Source organism: Streptomyces sp. NPDC059166 (genome assembly GCF_042755185.1).
Classification (GTDB): Bacteria; Actinomycetota; Actinomycetes; order Streptomycetales; family Streptomycetaceae; genus Streptomyces.
In genome coordinates, this window is the sequence record NZ_JBHZCI010000012.1 from 12,234 (window position 1) to 30,042 (window position 17,809).

Here is a 17,809-nt window from a genome sequence, read left to right on the forward strand (position 1 = left end):
CCGGGTGCCGCAGCCGCGTCCGTGGCCGGGCCCGGGTGCCGCAGCCGCGTCCGTGGCCGGGCCCGGGTGCCGCAGCCGCGTCCGTGGCCGGGCCCGGGTGCCGCAGCCGCGTCCGTGGCCGGGCCCCGGGTGCCGCATCAGGGCGCTTTCGCACCGGACCTCCGAACCGCAGCCGGGCCCTCGCACACCGGGCACCGGTGTACGAGGGCCCGGCCCCTCGCACGCAGGGCTCGTCGCCGTGCTCGTACCTCTTCCCGTGGACGAAGAGCCCTTCCCCGTCGAGGCCGAGGCCGAGGCGAGGGGTGGTGGTCCGATGCGGGATCCCCTGCCTCCCGCTCACCTCTTGACGCAAGGCCCATTCCGGACGAAGAATCTCGATCATCCGTTTGACAACGTTGTCTTACCGAAAGGCGCCCAGCGTGCCCGATGCATCCCTCTCCGTGGACCGCCGCCGGTTCGTCCAGATCCTCGGCGCGACCGCGCTCGCGGCGACCGTCCCCGTCACCTTCGGCACCGCGACGGCGAGCGCCCAGGGGCGCCCGGGTGCGGCGCCCGACAGCATCGCGGACACGTACTACCGCGTCCTGCTGAACCACACCCGCTGGTCCGAGACGCAGTGGGACGCGACCCGCGGCTACTACACGGACAAGGACTTCGGCTTCGCCGTGGTGCTCGGCAACGCGGTGCTGCTCACCCGTGGCCGCTACGACGGCGAGCGCGCCGGGGTCGACGAGCCGACGCTGCGCGCCCGGACCGTCGCCACCATCCAGCACTTCGCCGCGTCCAACCGGCTCACCGGCGGCACCCAGTGGGGCCGGAAACTCTTCTTCGACACGACCTTCCAGCTCTACTTCGTGCTGGCCGCACGGCTGCTGTGGGACGAGCTGGACGAGACCACCCGCGCCCATGTGGACACCATCGCGCGCGAGCAGGCCGCCTACACGACGGGCCTGGGCGCGGGCGACGACCCGGACTCCGGCAGCTGGACCCCGGACGGCCTGCTCGGCGGCCACGTCGGCGACACCAAGCTGGAGGAGATGGGCGTCTACGCGCAGTCCCTGGCCCCCGGGCTGGCGTGGGCCTCCGACGACTCCCGGCACGCCGACTGGGAGAAGGCGTTCGGCACCTGGTCGCGCAACGAGACCGGTCTGCCCCAGGCGGACCTGGTGAACCCGGCCCGCGTCGACGGCGTCCCCGTGTCGGCCAACACCGCCCGCAACCTGTACGACACCTTCATCGTGGAGAACCACGGATCCTTCGGGCCGCACTACCAGGAGGAGCTGTGGCGCACCTCCGGGCGCAACGCCGCGCACTTCATCACCGCCGGACGCCCGCTGCCCGAGGTCCTCACCGGCCAGCCGAACGCCGGACCGCTGTGGCGCACCCTGCTCGGGGTGATGAGTGACGCCGGCGAGCCGCTGATGCCGATGGTCGCCGACCGGGAGCACCTCTACGGGCGCGACGTCATCCCGCTGGCCTTCCTCGCCCAGGTGACCGGTGACCGTGCGGCGGCGCGGGCCGAAGTGGCCCTCGCGGAGAGGCTGGAGGCGTACCAGCAGTACCCGCCGGAGTACCGTCTGGCGAAGTTCTCCGGTGAGCCGAAGTACGAGCCGGAGGCGCGTGCGGAGCTGGCCATCAGCTACCTGCTGCATCTGTGGGCGGCGGACCGGGGCCGTACGGTCCGGCCGATGTCCTCGCGGGAACTCTTCGAACACGCCTCGGGTGTCACCGACTTCGGCAGCGGGCCCGGTCTGCTGTCCCACCAGTCGGCGGGCGCGTGGGCGGGTGCCGTCACCAAGCCCGGCTTCGTGAAGTTCGCCTGGCAGCCGGCTCATGACGACTGGCTCTTCCGGCTCAGCGGCCCGAGCCCCATGTTCCTGCCGAGCACGGCGGCGCAGGTGACCGGCCGGCACGTGCGCACGTACAGCCGGCTCCGCGACGGTTTCGACGGCAGCGCCACCGTGGTCCGTCTCGGCACGGGTCAGGCGGGCCTGACCACCCTGCCCTCCGGGGCCGTCGTCTACGCCACGACCGGTGTCGCCGCGGGCGAGGGGCACCTGGAGGTCCACAACCTCACCATGCCGGGCATGGCGGGCCTCACGGGATCCCGGGTCTACCGGTTCGCCGAGGGCACCGCCACCGTTGCCGCGCGGGACACCGGCCAGACCGCCGCCGCTCCTCGCGTGGACGAGGTCACCTTCGCGAGGGCGGAGGTCAGGCACCTGCGCATGACCGGCGTGCTGCCGGACCCGGTGTACGGCTACTCCCTCTACGCCTTCGAGGTCCGCGACGGCTGGGCCGGCACCGACCTGGCCGCTGCCGGGACGGCCACGGCGTCCTCGTACGACCCCGGCAAGGAGCCGGCGCTCGCGGTGGACGGCAAGCCCACCACCCGGTGGGCCGTGTCGAAGGCGGACCGGTCCCGGGCGGACAGCTGGATCGCCGTCGACCTGGGGGCCTCACACTCCGTGGACCGGGTCACCCTCCGCTGGGAGGCCGCGGCCGGACGCGCCTACACGGTGCAGGGCTCGGCGGACGGAGTCCGCTGGACCGACCTCTCCGCCTGGCCGGAGCCGGACGTCTCCAGCAAGGGCGGGTGGCTCGACATCGACGGCCGGGCCGGCCTGGTGGTACGGGATTCGGAGCTTCCGATCACGGTGTACGGCGACACGATCGTCCTCGGCGACGGTCCGGCCGCGCCGCTGCTGGCCGAGGGATACCCCTCGGCGTCGGCGGACGAACTCAGGGACCTCGCCCGCCGTGACACCCCGGAGGCCGACGACGAACGCGTCCGCGCGGCCCTGACGGAGGACCACCTCAGCCTGTTCAACCTCTCCGACGAGCCCGTCTCGACCCGGATCGCCGTCCCCGGGTCCGGTTCGCGCGCGGTCCTGTTCCACGGGACCCAGACCGTGACGGCCCGGGGCAGCGTCTACGAGGCCGCGATGGAGGCCTCCACGGCCGCACTGCTCGCCCCGCGGCTGGTGCTGAGCCCCGCGCACGGCGGGCGACTGCCGGCGGGGCTGCGGGCCGAGGTCGTCGACGCCGCCACCGTGCGGCTCACGGGTCCCTCCTGCGCGGTGCGGGTGACCGGCCAGGGGCACAGCGAGGTCGCGGTGGTCCGCTCCGGCCGCACCACCACCGTCACCGTGCGGGGCGCCGCGGCCTACCCCGCGGACGACCTCGCCCTCGGCGCCGTGGTCTTCCCGAACGCGCCGCTCCCGCCCGGGATGTCGGACCCCTCGGCGGCCGTCGACGGTGACCCGCACACGGCCTGGACGCCCGGACCCGACGGCCGGATGGTCGTCGACCTCGGCGCCGAGCACCCGGTCAGGGAGATACGCACCGAGTGGACGGGCGGCCGGATTCCCGGTCTGCGGGCGGAGTTCAGCACCGACGGTCTGACCTACACCCCGGCGGGACGGCCGGCGGGGCACGGCAGGACCCGGCAGCTCACGACTGACGGCACCGCCCGGTACGTGGCGCTGGCGACGGACGCGGGGCACCGGGGCGACGCCAGGCTGACACAGCTCACCGTGCGCTGAGCGGTACGCCGGCCCGGGAGCGGGACTCCTCAGCTGTGAGGAGGCGTCCCGCTCCCTGGGCGCGGCGGCCGGGGTGACGCGTGGGCCGCTGCCGGGCGGTCAGAACGCCGCCCCGTAGAAGCGTTCCTCGACGATCGCGCGGGCCCGCCGGGTGATCCGCCGGTAGTCCTCCAGCATGTCGCCCACATGGCCCGGCTCGTATCCGAGGTAGCGCCCGACAGCCGTGAGTTCACGAGGGTTCGAGGGGAAGGTGTCGCCGGGCCGCCCTCGTACGAGCATCACCGCGTTGCGCACCCGCGAGGCGAGCACCCACGCCTCGTCCAGCGTCTGGGCCTCCTCCGCCGGGATCAGCTCCGCGGCACAGGCAGCGGCGAGGGCCTGCCGGGTCCGCGTCGTCCGCAGGCCCGGTTCGGCCCAGCCGTGCTGCATCTGCAGCAGCTGCACCGTCCACTCGACGTCGCTCAGTCCGCCGCGGCCCAACTTGGTGTGGAGCGTGGGGTCGGCGCCGCGCGGCATGCGTTCCGACTCCATCCGCGCCTTGAGCCGCCGGATCTCCCGTACCGCCTCGTCGCCCAGCCCTTCCGCCGGGTAGCGCAGCGGGTCGATCAACTCGACGAAGGCGCGGCCCAGTTCCTCGTCCCCTGCCATGGGTTCCGCGCGCAGCAGCGCCTGGCTCTCCCAGACCAGCGACCAGCGCCGGTAGTACGCCGCGTACGACTTCAGGGTGCGGACCATCGGTCCGGTCTTGCCCTCGGGCCGCAGATCCGCGTCTATCAGCAGGGGCGGGTCCGCGGTCGGCAGCTCCAGGAGCCTGCGCATCTCCGTGATGACGGTGTTGGCCGCCTTGGCGGCCTCCTCGTCTCCGACCCCCTCGCGGGGCTGGTGCACGAAGAGGAGGTCGGCGTCGGAGCCGTAGCCCAGCTCGTGCCCTCCGAAACGGCCCATGCCGATCACGGCGAACCTGGTCGGCAGGGTCGCGCCCCACTGCTCACGGACCGCGGCGCGCAGTGCCCCGGAGAGGGTGGCGGCGTTCAGGTCGGTGACCGCGGAACCGACCCGGTCGACGAGGGCGCCGGGGTCCGGCTCGGCGGGGTTGTCCTCGGTGCCGTACGAGCCGATGAGGTCGGCGGCGGTCGTCCGGAACAGTTCCCGGCGGCGGACCCCCCGCGCGACGGCGACCGCCGCCTCGGCACCGGGGGCGCGGCCGACGGCGGCCAGGACCTCCTGCTCCAGGTGCTCCCGGCTGCGCGGGTTGAGCCCTTCCGGGTCCCCGAGGATGGCGACCGCCTCAGGGGCCCGCATCAGCAGGTCGGGGGCGAGCCGCCCGGCGGACAGGACGCGGGCGAGGTTCTCGGCGGCGGCGCCCTCGTCACGCAGGAGCCGCAGGTACCACGGGGTCTTGCCGAGTGCGTCGGACACCTGCCGGAAGCCGAGGAGCCCGGCGTCCGGATCGGCGGAGTCCGCGAACCAGCCGAGCAGCACCGGCAGCAGGGTGCGCTGGATCGCGGCCTTGCGGGACACCCCCGACGACAGGGCCTCCAGGTGGCGCAGGGCGGCGGCGGGGTCGGCGTAGCCGAGGGCCTCCAGCCGGACGACGGCGGCCTTGGCGCTGAGCCTGCTCTCCCCGGGGGCGAGCTGGGCGACCGCGTCGAGGAGCGGCCGGTAGAAGAGCTTCTCGTGCAGCCTGCGCACCACGGATGCGTGGCGTCGCCAGGCCCTGTTGAGCTCGGCGACCGGGTCGGTGCGCAGTCCGAGCGAACGCCCGAGCCGGCGCAGGTCCGAGTCGTCCTCGGGCACCAGGTGGGTGCGGCGCAGCCGGTAGAGCTGGATGCGGTGCTCCATCGACCGCAGGAAGCGGTACGCCTCGTCCAGCTGGGCGGCGTCCGCCCGCCCGACGTATCCGCCGTCGGCGAGGGCCTTCAGCGCCTCCAGCGTGGAACCGGAGTGCAGGGTGCTGTCGCTGCGGCCGTGGACGAGCTGGAGCAGCTGGACGGCGAACTCGACGTCCCGGAGCCCTCCGGGGCCGAGCTTGAGCTCGCGGTCCACGCGGTCCGCGGGGATGTTGTCGACGACCCGGCGGCGCATCTTCTGTACGTCGGCGACGAAGTTCTCCCGCTCGGCGGCCTGCCACACCAGGGGTGACAGCGCCTCGACGTACGCAGCCCCGAGCTCGGGGTCGCCGGCGACCGGCCGCGCCTTGAGCAGGGCCTGGAACTCCCAGGTCTTGGCCCAGCGCTGGTAGTAGGCGAGGTGGGAGCTGAGGGTCCGCACCAGGGGGCCGTTGCGTCCCTCGGGGCGGAGGTTGGCGTCGACGGGCCAGATGGTGCCCTCGACGGTGGTGTCGGAGCAGATCCGCATCATGTGGGCGGCGAGCCGGGTGGCGGCCTGCAGGGCGGCGCTCTCCTCCGCGCCTTCGACGGGTTCGCCGACGAAGATGACGTCGACGTCCGACACGTAGTTCAGCTCGTGTCCGCCGCACTTGCCCATCGCGATGACGGCGAGCCGGCACTGCGCGGCGTCGGAGGGTGCGTCGGCCCGCGCTATGGCGAGCGCCGCCCGGAGGGTCGCCGTCGCCAGGTCGGCCAGCTCGGCGGCGACCTGCGCGACGTCCGTCGTCCCGCACACGTCACGCGCCGCTATCGACAGCAGCGACCTCCGGTAGGCGGCCCGCAGGGAGTCGGGGTCCACCGCATCGGAGAGCATCTGTTCGAATTCGGGTACCCCGGGGTGCAGATCGGTGGCCTCGTAGGTGACCAGCACCTGCCAGTCACGCGGGTGCCGCGCCAGGTGGTCCCCGAGCGCCTCGGAGGCGCCCAGCGCCCCCAGGAGCCGGTCGCGCAGCGGCTTGGCGGTGACGAGCGTGTCCAGCAGGATCTGCCGCTCGGCCGCCTCCTCGGCCTCCACCAGCCGTACGAGGCTGTGCAGCGCCAGATCGGGGTCCGCGGTCGCCCCGAGGGCGTCGAAGAGGACGGGATCGGAGCGTACGGAGGCGAGCTCGGGAAGGTCGAGCAGTCGTTCGGCGGCCGACGGGTCGGTGAAACCGTGCCGCAGCAGGCGTGTGAACGTACTGCTTCTGCGTCCCGGCACCGTCGTCATCCCGTGTCTCCCTGCCCGCCGATCACACGTACCCGCTCTTCGAGCCTAGCCCGTACCGGTGAATCCGGAGCGGCGGGCGGGGGTGGCCGGGAAAAGGCACGGGCGAGCGAGGGAGGACCGCCGCGCCCCGTTGCCGGGGCAGCCGTGTCATGTCTGCGGCCTGGTACCGATGACGACGGTGGCGTACAGCTCCTCGGAGGCGACGGTACGCGCGGTCAGTCCTCTGCTCCCGACCGTCGCCTCGGCGCCCTCCGCCTGCCGCTCGCTGGTCTCGACGAGCAGGCTGCCGCCGGGGGCCAGCCAGTGGGCTGCCTCCGCGACGACCCTGCGCAGCACGTCGAGCCCGTCGCCGCCTCCGTCGAGGGCCACGCGCGGCTCGTGGACCCGCGCCTCGGCGGGCAGCAGCTCGACATCGCCCGTCGGCACGTACGGGACGTTGGCGAGGAGCACGTCGACCCTTCCGCGCAGGGTGGGCGGCAGGGGCGCGTAGAGGTCGCCCTCGTAGACCGTTCCGTGCACGCCCACGTTGCGGCGGGCGCAGCGTACAGCGGCGGGTTCCACATCGGAGGCGTGCAGTTCGGCCCCCTCCAGCGAGGAGACGAGCGCCGCGCCGAGGGCACCGGTGCCACAGCAGAGGTCGACCACGACCGGCCTCGCCGGGGCCAGCGCGAGGGCCTGGCGGACCAGGAACTCGGTGCGGCGGCGGGGGACGAAGACCCCGGGGTCCACGGCGATCCGGAGCCCGCAGAACTCGGCCCAGCCCAGCACGTGTTCGAGGGGCAGCCCGGCGACCCGGCGTTCCAGCATGGCGGCGAGAGCGGCGGGGCCGTCCGCTGCGGAGATCAGCAGTCGGGCCTCATCCTCGGCGAACACGCAGCCTGCGGCGCGGAGTTCGGCGACGATCGCGGAGGGGCTGAGGAAGGGTTCGGAGAGTGACACGCACGGAGCCTTTCGGGAAACCGATGAGCGCTCCGCGATCGCTCAGGCCGCTACGGCCACGCGACGGCGAGGGGTGAGCGCCCAGCCTGCTGAAGCGGTAATGGGTCTCACCTCCTTGGTCGGTCCCGGTACCGGGTCGCATCACCCTACCGGACGGGGGCGGGCGGGCAGCCCGTGCACGACGGAGACAGGGGGCGCCCCGAGGGGCGTTCGGCTCGCGAGGCACGCCGCGCCAGTCCTCCATCCGCTTCGAATGTTTCGAAGCTTGCATCGAAACTGACCAAAAGCGCCTGTTGCGCAGCCTTGCCCACGCGCCGCCCACTGGCCGATTTCCGCCCTTCCGACCCCGTTGGCGCACCGCGCCGCGCCTTCCGGAGAGGTCAAGAAGGGCCAACCTGAGCCGGTGACGACCGGGCCGTTGTCACCCCTGCCTCCTCTCCCTACGCTCGGGAGCGCTCCCACCACCGGTCCGAAATGCGACCGATCCGAGCACCTTCCCCTGCGCGCCTTCCGGAGGTCCCCCATGCGCTCATTCGCCCTACGCCTTCACAGACCGAGAACAAGGGCCCTGGCCACGGCGGCCGCCCTGTTGACGTTCGGCACCCTGGCCACCGCGTCCCTCACCCCGCAGGCGAGTGCCGCGAACGGACCGGCTGCGGCAGTCCTGGCCGGCCCCGGAGTCGAGGACGAGGGCGCCGACTGCGCGATACCCGCCCCCGGCACCCCGCCGACCGAGACGAAGCTGCCCGACCCCTTCAGGCGGATGGACGGCACCCGCGTCTCGACGGTCTCCGACTGGCGCTGCCGCCGCGCCGAGATCAGGGAGCAGGCGGAGAGGTCGGTCTACGGCCAGAAGCCGGCCAGGCCCGCCTCCGTCACCGGAACCGTCTCCTCGACGGGCATCACGGTGAACGTGACGGATCAGGGCAAGAGATCCAGCTTCTCCGCCAAGGTCGAACTCCCCTCCGGTCAGGGCCCTTTCCCCGCCGTCGTCGTCCTGGGAGGACTCGGCGCGGACACGGCCACCCTCAAGGCCTCGGGCGCGGCGATCATCAACTTCGACCCGTACACCGTGGGCAAGGAGGGCACGGCACGAAATGCCAAACAGGGCGCCTTCTACAGCGTCTACGGGTCGGGCAGCAGCACCGGGCTGCTGATGGCCTGGTCCTGGGGCGTCAGCCGCATCATCGACGTCATCGAGCAGTCGGGCGGGAGCCTGCTCACGGCGGACGCGACCGGCGTGACGGGTTGTTCGCGCTTCGGCAAGGGCGCCCTCGTGGCCGGCGCGTTCGACCAGCGGATCGATCTGACGATGCCGATCGAGTCCGGTTCGGGTGGCGCCCCCGCCTTCCGCGGCATCCCCGGGGAGAGCGGCGCACAGCCGCTGAGCAGCGCCTATTCCGAGCAGCCGTGGCTCGGCGACGCCTTCGCCCCGTTCACCGGAAACCCTGCCGCCCTGCCGGTGGACACCCACGAGATCATCGGGATGGTCGCTCCACGAGGCTTGTTCCTCATGGAGAACCCGCACGTGGACTGGCTGGCCGCCAGGTCGGGCAGTGTCGCCGCCCTCGGCGGCGCGGAGGTCTACAAGGCACTCGGCGCCGGGGCCGACATCAGCTACTGGTCGGACGTGCAGGACGGCACGCACTGCGCGGCCAGGGCGGAGTGGAAGGCCCCGCTGCAGCAGAGCGTACGGAAGTACCTGCTGAACACGGGCAGCGCACCAGGGGTGTTCAGGGTCTCCCCGCTCAAGTCCGGTGATCTCTCGGCCTGGAGAACCTGGCAGACTCCGGTCCTCACTTCAACCGGAGGCGGCCCCGGCGACGGTGACGACGGTGGTCCGGACGAGGGTGGCGGCACTCCCGTCTGCTCCGCCGCCTACCGCACCGTCAACAGCTGGTCCGGCGGCTACCAGGGCGAGGTGTCGGTGAGGAACGACGGCACCTCGCCGCTGAACGGCTGGACCGTCGCCTTGCCCCTGCCTCCGGGGCAGACGCTCGGAAGCCTCTGGAACGGCGTGCACACCGGCACCAGTGGCACGGTCGCCGTGCGGAACGCCGCGTGGGCGGGGGCCGTGGCACCGGGCGCCACATCGACCTTCGGGTTCACGGCCACCGGCGCCTCCGGCAGCGCACCCAGCGGCCTGACCTGCACCGCCTCCTGAGGCCCGACGCCTCCCCGGCACGCGGACAGCGGCCGGGGAGGCAACGGCCGGGGCGCCCCGGGGACGGCGGACGGCGGGCGCACGGCTCACCGGAACGGTCAGATGACGACGCGGTAGTGAGTGGTCAGCCTGCCGTCGTCGCCGAGGACGTGGAACGCCAGGCCGGGCGGCTGGTCGCGGTCGGCGGCGCTGTCCCCCTCCCAGGGCATGCGCAGGGTCCAGGTGACCGCGGGCCCCACAATGAGAGGACGGCCGGCGAAGGTGGATGCAGCCGCGGTGTGGGCGTGCCCCGTGAGGACGGCCACGACCTGCGGATGCGATCCGAGCAGGGTTTCGAGGTCGCCGGGGCGTTCGAGCATGCAGGAATCGGGCAGCGGGTGGTGGACCGCGACGGGCGGCTGGTGGAAGGCGACCAGCGCCCGGCTCTCCGGCGGCAGCCCTTCGAGCGTCGTGGCGATCCAGGTGAGCGTCTCGCCGTCCAGACGCCCTTCGTCCCGCCCCGGGACGGTGGCGTCGCACATCAGGATGGCGACTCCACCGATGTGGTGCACCTCGTTGACCGGTCCGTCGTTGCCCGGCTTCCCCAACAGCGCCTTGCGGTAGGCGGGCCGGGCGTCGTGATTCCCGGGACAGGTGAGCACCGGGAACGGCGCGGCCAGGATCCGCGCGGCCTCCTCGTACTCCGACTCCACCCCGTGGTCCGCGATATCCCCGGTCACCAGCAGGGCGTCCACGGGCCGGGGCAGGGACCGCAGATGGTCCATGACACGTTCGGCACGCCGGGTGGCCCTCTCACTGCCGTCCAGGTGCAGGTCACTTATCTGAGCAAGCAGTACGGACACCAATCCCCCTCTGACGGTTGTGCCCGATTATCCGTCACCGTCCCCCCGGCGGACCGCACCTCGTACGGTCACGGGGCCAGGGTGCGCAGCACGTCGAACTCGTTGCCCTCGGGGTCGGCCATGACCACCCAGCTCCGGCCCGGCCCCTGCCCCACATCCGCCCGGGTGGCGCCGAGGGCCACGAGCCGCGCCACCTCCTCCTCGGTGCCGGCGTCGATCGGGCTGACGTCGAGGTGGAGCCGGTTCTTCACCGCCTTGCCCTCCGGCACCCGGATGAACACCAGGGTGGGCGGCATCTGACGGGCCCTGACCTCCTCCACGGTCGGCACCCAGGACCCGATCTCGACCTGGCCCTCACTCCGCTCGATCACCTCGAAGCCCAGCACCTCGCACCAGAAGGCGGCGAGCCTCTCCGGATCGCGGCAGTCGACGGTCAGCTCGGTGAATCTGCTGGTCATAACTCTCCCTCGGTGAAGTGCTTCTGGGACTCAGTTCATGGGCGGCGGGGATGCGCCGGATATCGTCCCCGCCCCGGCAGGGCCGCCCGAAGGCGACCCCCGCCCTGCCTCCGCCCTACCCCTCCGCCGGCTCGACCGAGAACGCCCCCGCCGCGGCTGCCAGCACCGCCGCTTCCGCCGCGCGCCCCGGCAGCGCCGGGTCCGGGTCGGCCCGCAGGAGCACCAGCTCGTGGTAGACCGGCGCCGTCGCGGCGATCAGCAGGCTCCGGGCATCCGTGCGCCCCGGCGGGAGTTCGCCGCGCGCCTCCGCGCGCTCGACCAGGATCTCGCACTGGGCGTAACGGTCCGCCCACAGCCTCGTCTGGGCCCGCGCCGCCTGTCCGGAGTGGAACGAGGCAGCCATCAGTGCGGCCGCGAAGGACGGCCGTACGCAGAGGGACTCCTGGATCTCCTCATTGAGGGCGGCCAGATCGCCCGCGAGGGACCCGGTGTCGGCCGGCTCCCAGTCGATCTCGCCGGCCGCTTCGATGACGTCGACCAGCAGACCGCCCACGTCCTGCCAGCGCCGGTAGACCGTGGCGCGGTGGACGCCGGCGCGGTTCGCGACGCCCTCCATCGTGAGTCCTTCGTAGCCGTGCTCTCCGAGCTCGGTGCGGACCGCGTCGAGGACCTGGGCACGGATGCGCGCCGTACGACCGCCGGGGCGGCGGCGGTCGCCGGACGCGCCGTCCGTCGGGGCGGTGCTGCCTGAGCCGGCGCGGTCCGCATCCGCGCCGCCGGTGGTTCCGGGCGGGACTGTCATCGGGAATCCAGAATCCGGTTGATGGACACGAGAAGACCGTGCCAGCATATTAAAGCAACACCTGTCGCACTAGTGGCCCGCCGAGAGGAACCGCCTCACCGATGCCGCCCGTTCCCGCAGATCCCACCGTGCTCCACCCCATGCCCGAGCACCCGCGCGTCGTGCTGCTCAAGCCTCTGGTGAAGTCGCCGCTCGTCGAGGTGGGCGACTTCTCGTACTACGACGACCCCGACGACCCGACGGCGTTCGAGACGCGCAACGTGCTGTACCACTACGGCCCGGAAAAGCTCGTCATCGGCAAGTACTGCGCGCTGGGCACCGGAACCCGGTTCATCATGAACGGCGCGAACCACCGCATGGACGGCCCGTCCACCTTCCCCTTCCCGACCATGGGCGGCTCCTGGGCCGAGCACTTCGACCTCATCACCGACCTGCCCGGCCGGGGCGACACCGTCGTGGGCAACGACGTCTGGTTCGGCCACGGAACCACGGTCATGCCGGGCGTACGCATCGGCCACGGTGCGATCATCGCCTCCGGCGCCGTCGTCACCTCCGACGTACCCGACTACGGCATCGTCGGCGGCAACCCGGCCCGACTGCTGCGCACCCGCTACGAGGAAGTGGACGTGGCGCGCCTCCTCGCCGTCGCCTGGTGGGACTGGCCCGTGGAGCACATCACCGCACACGTGCGGACGATCATGTCCGGCTCGATCGCCGAGCTGGAGGCTGCCGCCGCCCTCATCTCCCCGGGCTGACCTGCCGGGCTCCGTCCGGCCCGCCACCGAAGCGTCACCAACAGACGAGTTGTACCCGCTGGAGGACAGACAGTCCGGGATCGATCTGGGCGCCGGCTGCGGAATCGGAGCAGGTTTCCCACTCCCAGGAACGAGCGGCGACGCGCCGGAAGGCCACGGTCGGCTTGCAGGAGGGCACCGATCCGACGCCGAACGCCCCAGGACGCGTGAGACGCCATGGGGCCACCGGTCCGTGACCGGCGGCCCCATCCGCCGAATCAGCGGGAAACCTGCTCCGACCTGCGGTTACAGCACCGGCAGCAGGTTCTTCAGCTCGAAGGCCGTGACCTCGCTGCGGTACTCCTCCCACTCCTGCTTCTTGTTGCGCAGGAAGTGAGGGACCGGTCGTCTGGCCTGCGGCCGTGGTGGCGACCAGTGCTGTGACCTGCAATGCAGGTGTCGACGGTTGTCGGCATTGGTCACCCTTGTGCACCCCCGGACGGCCCGGAGACGGCCCGGGGAGCGCTTCTACCGGAGGTTGAACCAGGGGCTTGCACCAATGCCTTCGGGGTGGCCGAAGTCTGGGTACAGCTTGCTGCTGCGGATCGTGAACCAAGGACTCGCGCCCATGCCCTGCGGGTGACCGAAGTCGGGGTAGAGCTGGTCGCCCTCGACTGTGAACCAGGGGCTTGCGCCAATGCCTTCGGGGTGGCCGAAGTCTGGGTACAGCTTGCTGCTGCGGATCGTGAACCAGGGGCTCGCGCCCATGCCCTGCGGGTGACCGAAGTCCGGATATGCCTTCATCGTGATGCCTTGCGCTCGAAAGTCGTCTGGACGCCTGAGGGGCAGGCCCCGGAGAACCTGCCCCTCAGCTCACTTGCCCTTCGGCTTGTGCTTGGTCGGGTCAACGAGCTTGTAACCCTGGCCAGCCTTGGGCGTCGGCGGAAGGGGCTTGCCCTTCACGGCCGTGACCTCGGTCCTGGAACCGGGGACCTTGTACTGCCCCGACTTCGGCGCCGGCGTGCCCGGCGTGAGCTTCTTGGCCATCCTGATCACCTACCTTTCGAGCTGGATACCACTCGATGTCGACCCCGCCCTTCTGAGGGAAGAGGGGAGCCATGTAGGGTCGTTGGGCGCCTAGGAACGCATCACGACCCCAGTTCGAGCAGGTACCGACCCCCCGTCAGTCCCTCCGACCTGGGGTCTTTCGTGCTGTTGAGAAGGATAGCGCCTCTTGTGACTCAAATGGGGTACGGGAACCACAACTTGTGGGCACCTCAGTTCATCCAACCACTACATGTGGGGATGGCTGCGAACCTTTCAGGCTATCGGCAGCCACTGACAGAGGTCGGTGCAGCGGTCTCCCCACTTCACCCACCACTCACCCCAGCTCCCATCCCGTCCGCCTTCGACCCACACACTGTGGAGCGGGCGTGGGTCAGGGCGTCAAGGTGGAGCGCGCCACTGTACGAACGACCTTGACGCCCTGGGCCGCGACTGCTCGGCTCTGCCTGGGTCGAAGGTGGTCGGGATGGGAGCCCCCACGACGCTCACCACGAATCCGCCGGCACCCGCGAACGGCGCCCCTCCCATCCCGGAGTCTGAGCGCCCCCGCCGGAGGCATGTCTTGAAGCCGCGGGCTTGGTTCTCGTCTCATGCCCCTCGGGCCTATCCACTGCGGGCGCGCGTCGGCGGCGGCAGCGCCGAGCGGGCCGAAGGCAGGAGCGCGGGCGCAGCCAGAGCCGGGAAGCGCGCCCGGCGGAGCGAAGCGCAGCCGGGTGCCTTGATGCCGGAGAGAACATCAAGGCGCTAAGTACGTACCTCGGGCACACCGATCCCGGGTTCACTCTGCGGACCTACACCCACCTACTTCCGAGCAGCGAGGGACGGGCCCGCATCGCCATGGACAAGGTGTACTTGGGCCGCCCGTCCGGGCCTCACGGCCCCTAGACGGCCCAGAGCTGATCATGACTGCGGGCGGGTCGCTCCGGTTCAACCGGGTAACCCGCCCGCTTAGCGCTCTCAAAGCCGCTGACCTGCGCTTACAGCACCGGCAGCAGGTTCTTCAGTTCGAAGGCCGTGACCTCGCTGCGGTACTCCTCCCACTCCTGCTTCTTGTTGCGCAGGAAGAAGTCGAAGACATGCTCGCCCAGGGTCTCGGCGACCAGCTCGCTCTTCTCCATGAGGGAGATGGCCTCGCCCAGGTTCTGCGGGAGCGGCTCGATGCCCATCGCGCGGCGCTCGGAGTCCGAAAGCGCCCACACGTCGTCGTCGGCGCCGGCCGGAAGCTCGTAGCCCTCCTCGATGCCCTTGAGTCCCGCGGCAAGCAGCACCGCGTACGTCAGGTAGGGGTTGGCGCCGGAGTCGATGGAACGGACCTCGACACGGGCCGAGCCGGTCTTGCCGGGCTTGTACATCGGGACGCGGATCAGCGCGGAGCGGTTGTTGTGGCCCCAGCAGATGTAGGAGGGCGCCTCGCCGCCGGCACCGGCGGAACGGGTTGAGCCGCCCCAGATGCGCTTGTAGGAGTTGACCCACTGGTTCGTCACCGCGGAGATCTCGGCGGCGTGCTTGAGCAGACCCGCGATGAAGGACCGGCCGACCTTGGAGAGCTGGTACTCGGCGCCCGACTCGTAGAAGGCGTTGCGGTCGCCCTCGAAGAGCGAGAGGTGGGTGTGCATGCCGGAGCCCGGGTACTCGGAGAACGGCTTCGGCATGAAGGTGGCCTGCACGCCCTGCTCCAGCGCGACCTGCTTCATGACCAGACGGAAGGTCATGATGTTGTCGGCGGTCGAGAGCGCGTCGGCGTACCGGAGGTCGATCTCCTGCTGCCCGGGGGCGCCCTCGTGGTGGCTGAACTCGACCGAGATGCCCATCGATTCGAGCATGGTGATCGCCTGGCGGCGGAAGTCCATGCCGACGTTCTGCGGGGTGTGGTCGAAGTAGCCGGAGCTGTCGGCCGGGGTCGGGCGGCTGCCGTCGACCGGCTTGTTCTTCAGGAGGAAGAACTCGATCTCCGGGTGGGTGTAGAAGGTGAAGCCCAGGTCGGAGGTCTTCGCGAGGATGCGCTTGAGGACGAAGCGCGGGTCCGCGAAGGAGGGAGAGCCGTCGGGCATCAGGATGTCGCAGAACATCCGCGCGGTGCCGGGAGCCTCCGCACGCCACGGGAGGATCTGGAACGTGCCGGGGTCCGGCTTGGCGATCATGTCCGATTCGTATACACGGGCGAAGCCCTCGATGGCGGAGCCGTCGAAGCCGATGCCCTCGTCAAAGGCCTGTTCGAGCTCGGCCGGGGCCACGGCGACGGACTTGAGGTAACCGAGAACATCGGTGAACCACAGCCGTACGAAGCGGATGTCACGCTCCTCAAGCGTCCTGAGGACGAATTCCTGCTGCTTGTCCATAGCCACATCCTTGCAGTTCAGACGGTCCGTGCACCACCGCCCCGGGGTAGGGGGACACCTCAGTATCACGACCCGGGATTTCACCCAGATTACGCACACGGTGTGAGAGAGAGCACGTGGCCACCCACTACGATCGGCGCCCATGGTGTGCGGGGCCTGTCGAGGTTCCGGTACGGCCCCGCGCGCACCCGTTCCACACGCTCCGCTCCCGTCCCTCCCTACCCCTTGGCAGAAGGACCCGACGACATGAGCTTCGACCGCAGGACCCGCATAGAGCAGATGCGTCACGCCGACCGTGCGCGCGACCGCCGCAACCGGGTGCTCGCCATAGGCGTGAGCGCCGTCGTGGTCGCCGGCCTGCTGGGATTCGGCTCGTACATGCTGCTGGAGAAGTCCGAGGCGAAGGAGCGGAGCACGGAGAGTGCGGCCCAGGACGCCAAGCAGGGCGAGGAGGACAAGGCGAAGCTCGCGGCCGAGCCCGTCGCCGGCGAGAAGTCCTGGGACGCGGAGAAGCTGACCCGCAACCACGTCACGACCGAGGTGACGTACCCGATGGAGCCGCCGGTGGGCGGGGACCACAATCCGGCCTGGCTGAACTGCGACGGCGTCGTATACGAAAAGGCCGTACCGAACGTCAACGCGGTGCACGCGCTGGAGCACGGCGCGGTGTGGGTGACGTACAACGCCGAGGCCCAGGACGCCGACGTGAAGGCACTCGCCTCCCGGGTGAAGGACACTCCCTACTCCTTGATGTCCCCGTACGAGGGACAGGCGGGCGCCCTCATGCTGAGCGCCTGGGGCAAGCAGGTCACCGTGGACGGCGCGGACGACCCGCGGGTGGCCCGCTTCTTCGCCAAGTACGTGCAGGGCGCCCAGACACCCGAACCGGGTGCCCCCTGCACCGGCGGGGTCGACGGGTGAGCGCCTCGGCACGCACCCGGCGGGCCCGGTGGGTGGGCGGCTCCGCCGTGGCCCTCGCGCTGCTGTTCGCGGGAGCGGCGACGGTCGCCTCCGCCCGGGGTGACGCCGCCCCTGAGCAGCCCCGCACCCCCGTCCCCACGGCCGCCTCGGCCGACGCGGGCTTCGCGCGGGACATGGCGGTCCACCACCAGCAGGCGGTGGAGATGTCCTTCATCGTGCGGGACGTGACGCGGGACGAGGAGGTACGGCGCCTCGCGTACGACATCGCGAACACGCAGGCCAACCAGCGCGGAATGCTGCTCGGCTGGCTGGACCTGTGGGGGCTGCCCAAGACGGCGCCCGACGGACAGGGCCCCATGGCCTGGATGCCGGACGCCCACGCCGGTCACGACATGGCGGGCATGGAAGGCATGGAAGGCATGGCGGGGATGGAGGGGATGGATCACGACGGTGCTCTGATGCCCGGCATGGCGACGCGGGCCGAGCTGGCGGCTCTCCGCGAGGCTCGCGGCGAGAAGGCGGAGATCCTCTTCCTGCAGCTGATGACCGACCACCACAAGGGCGGCGTCGCCATGGCCCGCGGCTGCGCCCAGCGGTGCGCCGTACCCGTCGAGAAGCGCCTTGCCGAGGGCATGGTCGCGGCCCAGCGCTCCGAGCTGGACCTGATGGCGGACATGCTCGAAGCGCGGGGCGCCGCTCCCCGCCACTGAGCGGAAGCCCGGGGCGGGGAACGGACGCGGAACCGGGCCGGATCGCGGGGGCGGACGCGGAACCGGGCCGGATCGCGGGGGCGGAACCGGCCCGGGAGGAGAGAGCACAGAACTGACACGGGGGAACGGGGGCGAAGCCGGCGCCAGGGGAACGGGAGCACGGAACCGGCCCGGGGTACGGGGGCGAGACGAGA

13 protein-coding genes and 1 pseudogene are annotated in these 17,809 nt (G+C 71.5%); 5 read left to right on the forward strand and 9 right to left on the reverse strand.

The window, feature by feature from the left end:
• Positions 1–419 precede the first annotated feature (419 nt).
• Positions 420–3,545 (forward strand): discoidin domain-containing protein, encoded by a 3,126-nt coding sequence (locus ACFXOA_RS11435; RefSeq protein ID WP_385025160.1) that lies wholly within the window; start codon positions 420–422, stop codon positions 3,543–3,545.
• A 99-nt stretch (positions 3,546–3,644) separates the two neighbouring features.
• Here the strand turns inward: ACFXOA_RS11435 and ACFXOA_RS11440 are convergent, their stop codons facing one another.
• Together ACFXOA_RS11440 and ACFXOA_RS11445 are read right to left on the reverse strand one after the other, a co-directional pair.
• Positions 3,645–6,641 carry a bifunctional [glutamine synthetase] adenylyltransferase/[glutamine synthetase]-adenylyl-L-tyrosine phosphorylase gene (locus tag ACFXOA_RS11440; protein WP_385025162.1) on the reverse strand — a complete coding sequence of 999 codons (2,997 nt, stop codon included), beginning with the start codon at positions 6,639–6,641 and terminating at the stop codon, positions 3,645–3,647.
• 147 nt (positions 6,642–6,788) lie between these two features.
• Complete coding sequence (locus ACFXOA_RS11445) at positions 6,789–7,580, reverse strand: putative protein N(5)-glutamine methyltransferase (RefSeq protein WP_385025165.1); 792 nt, start codon at positions 7,578–7,580, stop codon at positions 6,789–6,791.
• A 589-nt stretch (positions 7,581–8,169) separates the two neighbouring features.
• Between ACFXOA_RS11445 and ACFXOA_RS11450 the strand changes: the two genes are divergently transcribed.
• Entirely contained in the window at positions 8,170–9,744 is a 1,575-nt protein-coding gene (locus ACFXOA_RS11450) for a cellulose binding domain-containing protein (RefSeq protein WP_385025167.1), read from the forward strand.
• A 98-nt stretch (positions 9,745–9,842) separates the two neighbouring features.
• On the opposite strand, the gene ACFXOA_RS11455 is transcribed toward ACFXOA_RS11450, so the two are convergent.
• The 3 genes from ACFXOA_RS11455 to ACFXOA_RS11465 form a co-directional block, all read right to left on the reverse strand.
• Positions 9,843–10,586, reverse strand: a complete 744-nt coding sequence (locus tag ACFXOA_RS11455) for a metallophosphoesterase (protein ID WP_385025170.1) — start codon at positions 10,584–10,586, stop codon at positions 9,843–9,845.
• A 68-nt stretch (positions 10,587–10,654) separates the two neighbouring features.
• On the reverse strand, positions 10,655–11,044 hold the full coding sequence (locus ACFXOA_RS11460; RefSeq protein WP_385025173.1) for a VOC family protein: 390 nt from the start codon (positions 11,042–11,044) through the stop codon (positions 10,655–10,657).
• A 115-nt stretch (positions 11,045–11,159) separates the two neighbouring features.
• On the reverse strand, positions 11,160–11,846 hold the full coding sequence (locus ACFXOA_RS11465) for a TetR/AcrR family transcriptional regulator (protein WP_385025176.1): 687 nt from the start codon (positions 11,844–11,846) through the stop codon (positions 11,160–11,162).
• 101 nt (positions 11,847–11,947) lie between these two features.
• Here ACFXOA_RS11465 and ACFXOA_RS11470 point away from each other — a divergent pair, with 101 nt between their 5' ends.
• Positions 11,948–12,601 carry a CatB-related O-acetyltransferase gene (locus tag ACFXOA_RS11470; RefSeq protein ID WP_385025179.1) on the forward strand — a complete coding sequence of 218 codons (654 nt, stop codon included), beginning with the start codon at positions 11,948–11,950 and terminating at the stop codon, positions 12,599–12,601.
• A 285-nt stretch (positions 12,602–12,886) separates the two neighbouring features.
• Here the strand turns inward: ACFXOA_RS11470 and ACFXOA_RS11475 are convergent.
• The 4 genes and pseudogenes from ACFXOA_RS11475 to glnA form a co-directional block, all read right to left on the reverse strand.
• A pseudogene (locus tag ACFXOA_RS11475) lies at positions 12,887–12,973 on the reverse strand (glutamine synthetase); the annotation flags it as partial.
• A gap of 135 nt (positions 12,974–13,108) precedes the next feature.
• Entirely contained in the window at positions 13,109–13,384 is a 276-nt protein-coding gene (locus ACFXOA_RS11480) for a hypothetical protein (RefSeq protein WP_385025182.1), read from the reverse strand.
• Positions 13,385–13,453: 69 nt separating this feature from the next.
• The gene (locus ACFXOA_RS11485) at positions 13,454–13,627 is read right to left on the reverse strand and encodes a hypothetical protein (RefSeq protein ID WP_385025185.1); all 174 of its coding nucleotides are present in this window, start codon (positions 13,625–13,627) and stop codon (positions 13,454–13,456) included.
• 995 nt (positions 13,628–14,622) lie between these two features.
• Complete coding sequence (glnA, locus tag ACFXOA_RS11490) at positions 14,623–15,984, reverse strand: type I glutamate--ammonia ligase (protein ID WP_362552528.1); 1,362 nt, start codon at positions 15,982–15,984, stop codon at positions 14,623–14,625.
• Between the two features lie 246 nt (positions 15,985–16,230).
• Between glnA and ACFXOA_RS11495 the strand changes: the two genes are divergently transcribed.
• Complete coding sequence (locus ACFXOA_RS11495) at positions 16,231–16,905, forward strand: DUF3105 domain-containing protein (RefSeq protein WP_385025189.1); 675 nt, start codon at positions 16,231–16,233, stop codon at positions 16,903–16,905.
• The gene (locus ACFXOA_RS11500; RefSeq protein WP_385025192.1) at positions 16,902–17,615 is read left to right on the forward strand and encodes a DUF305 domain-containing protein; all 714 of its coding nucleotides are present in this window, start codon (positions 16,902–16,904) and stop codon (positions 17,613–17,615) included. Before ACFXOA_RS11495 ends, ACFXOA_RS11500 begins: the two co-directional genes overlap by 4 nt.
• Positions 17,616–17,809: the final 194 nt, after the last annotated feature.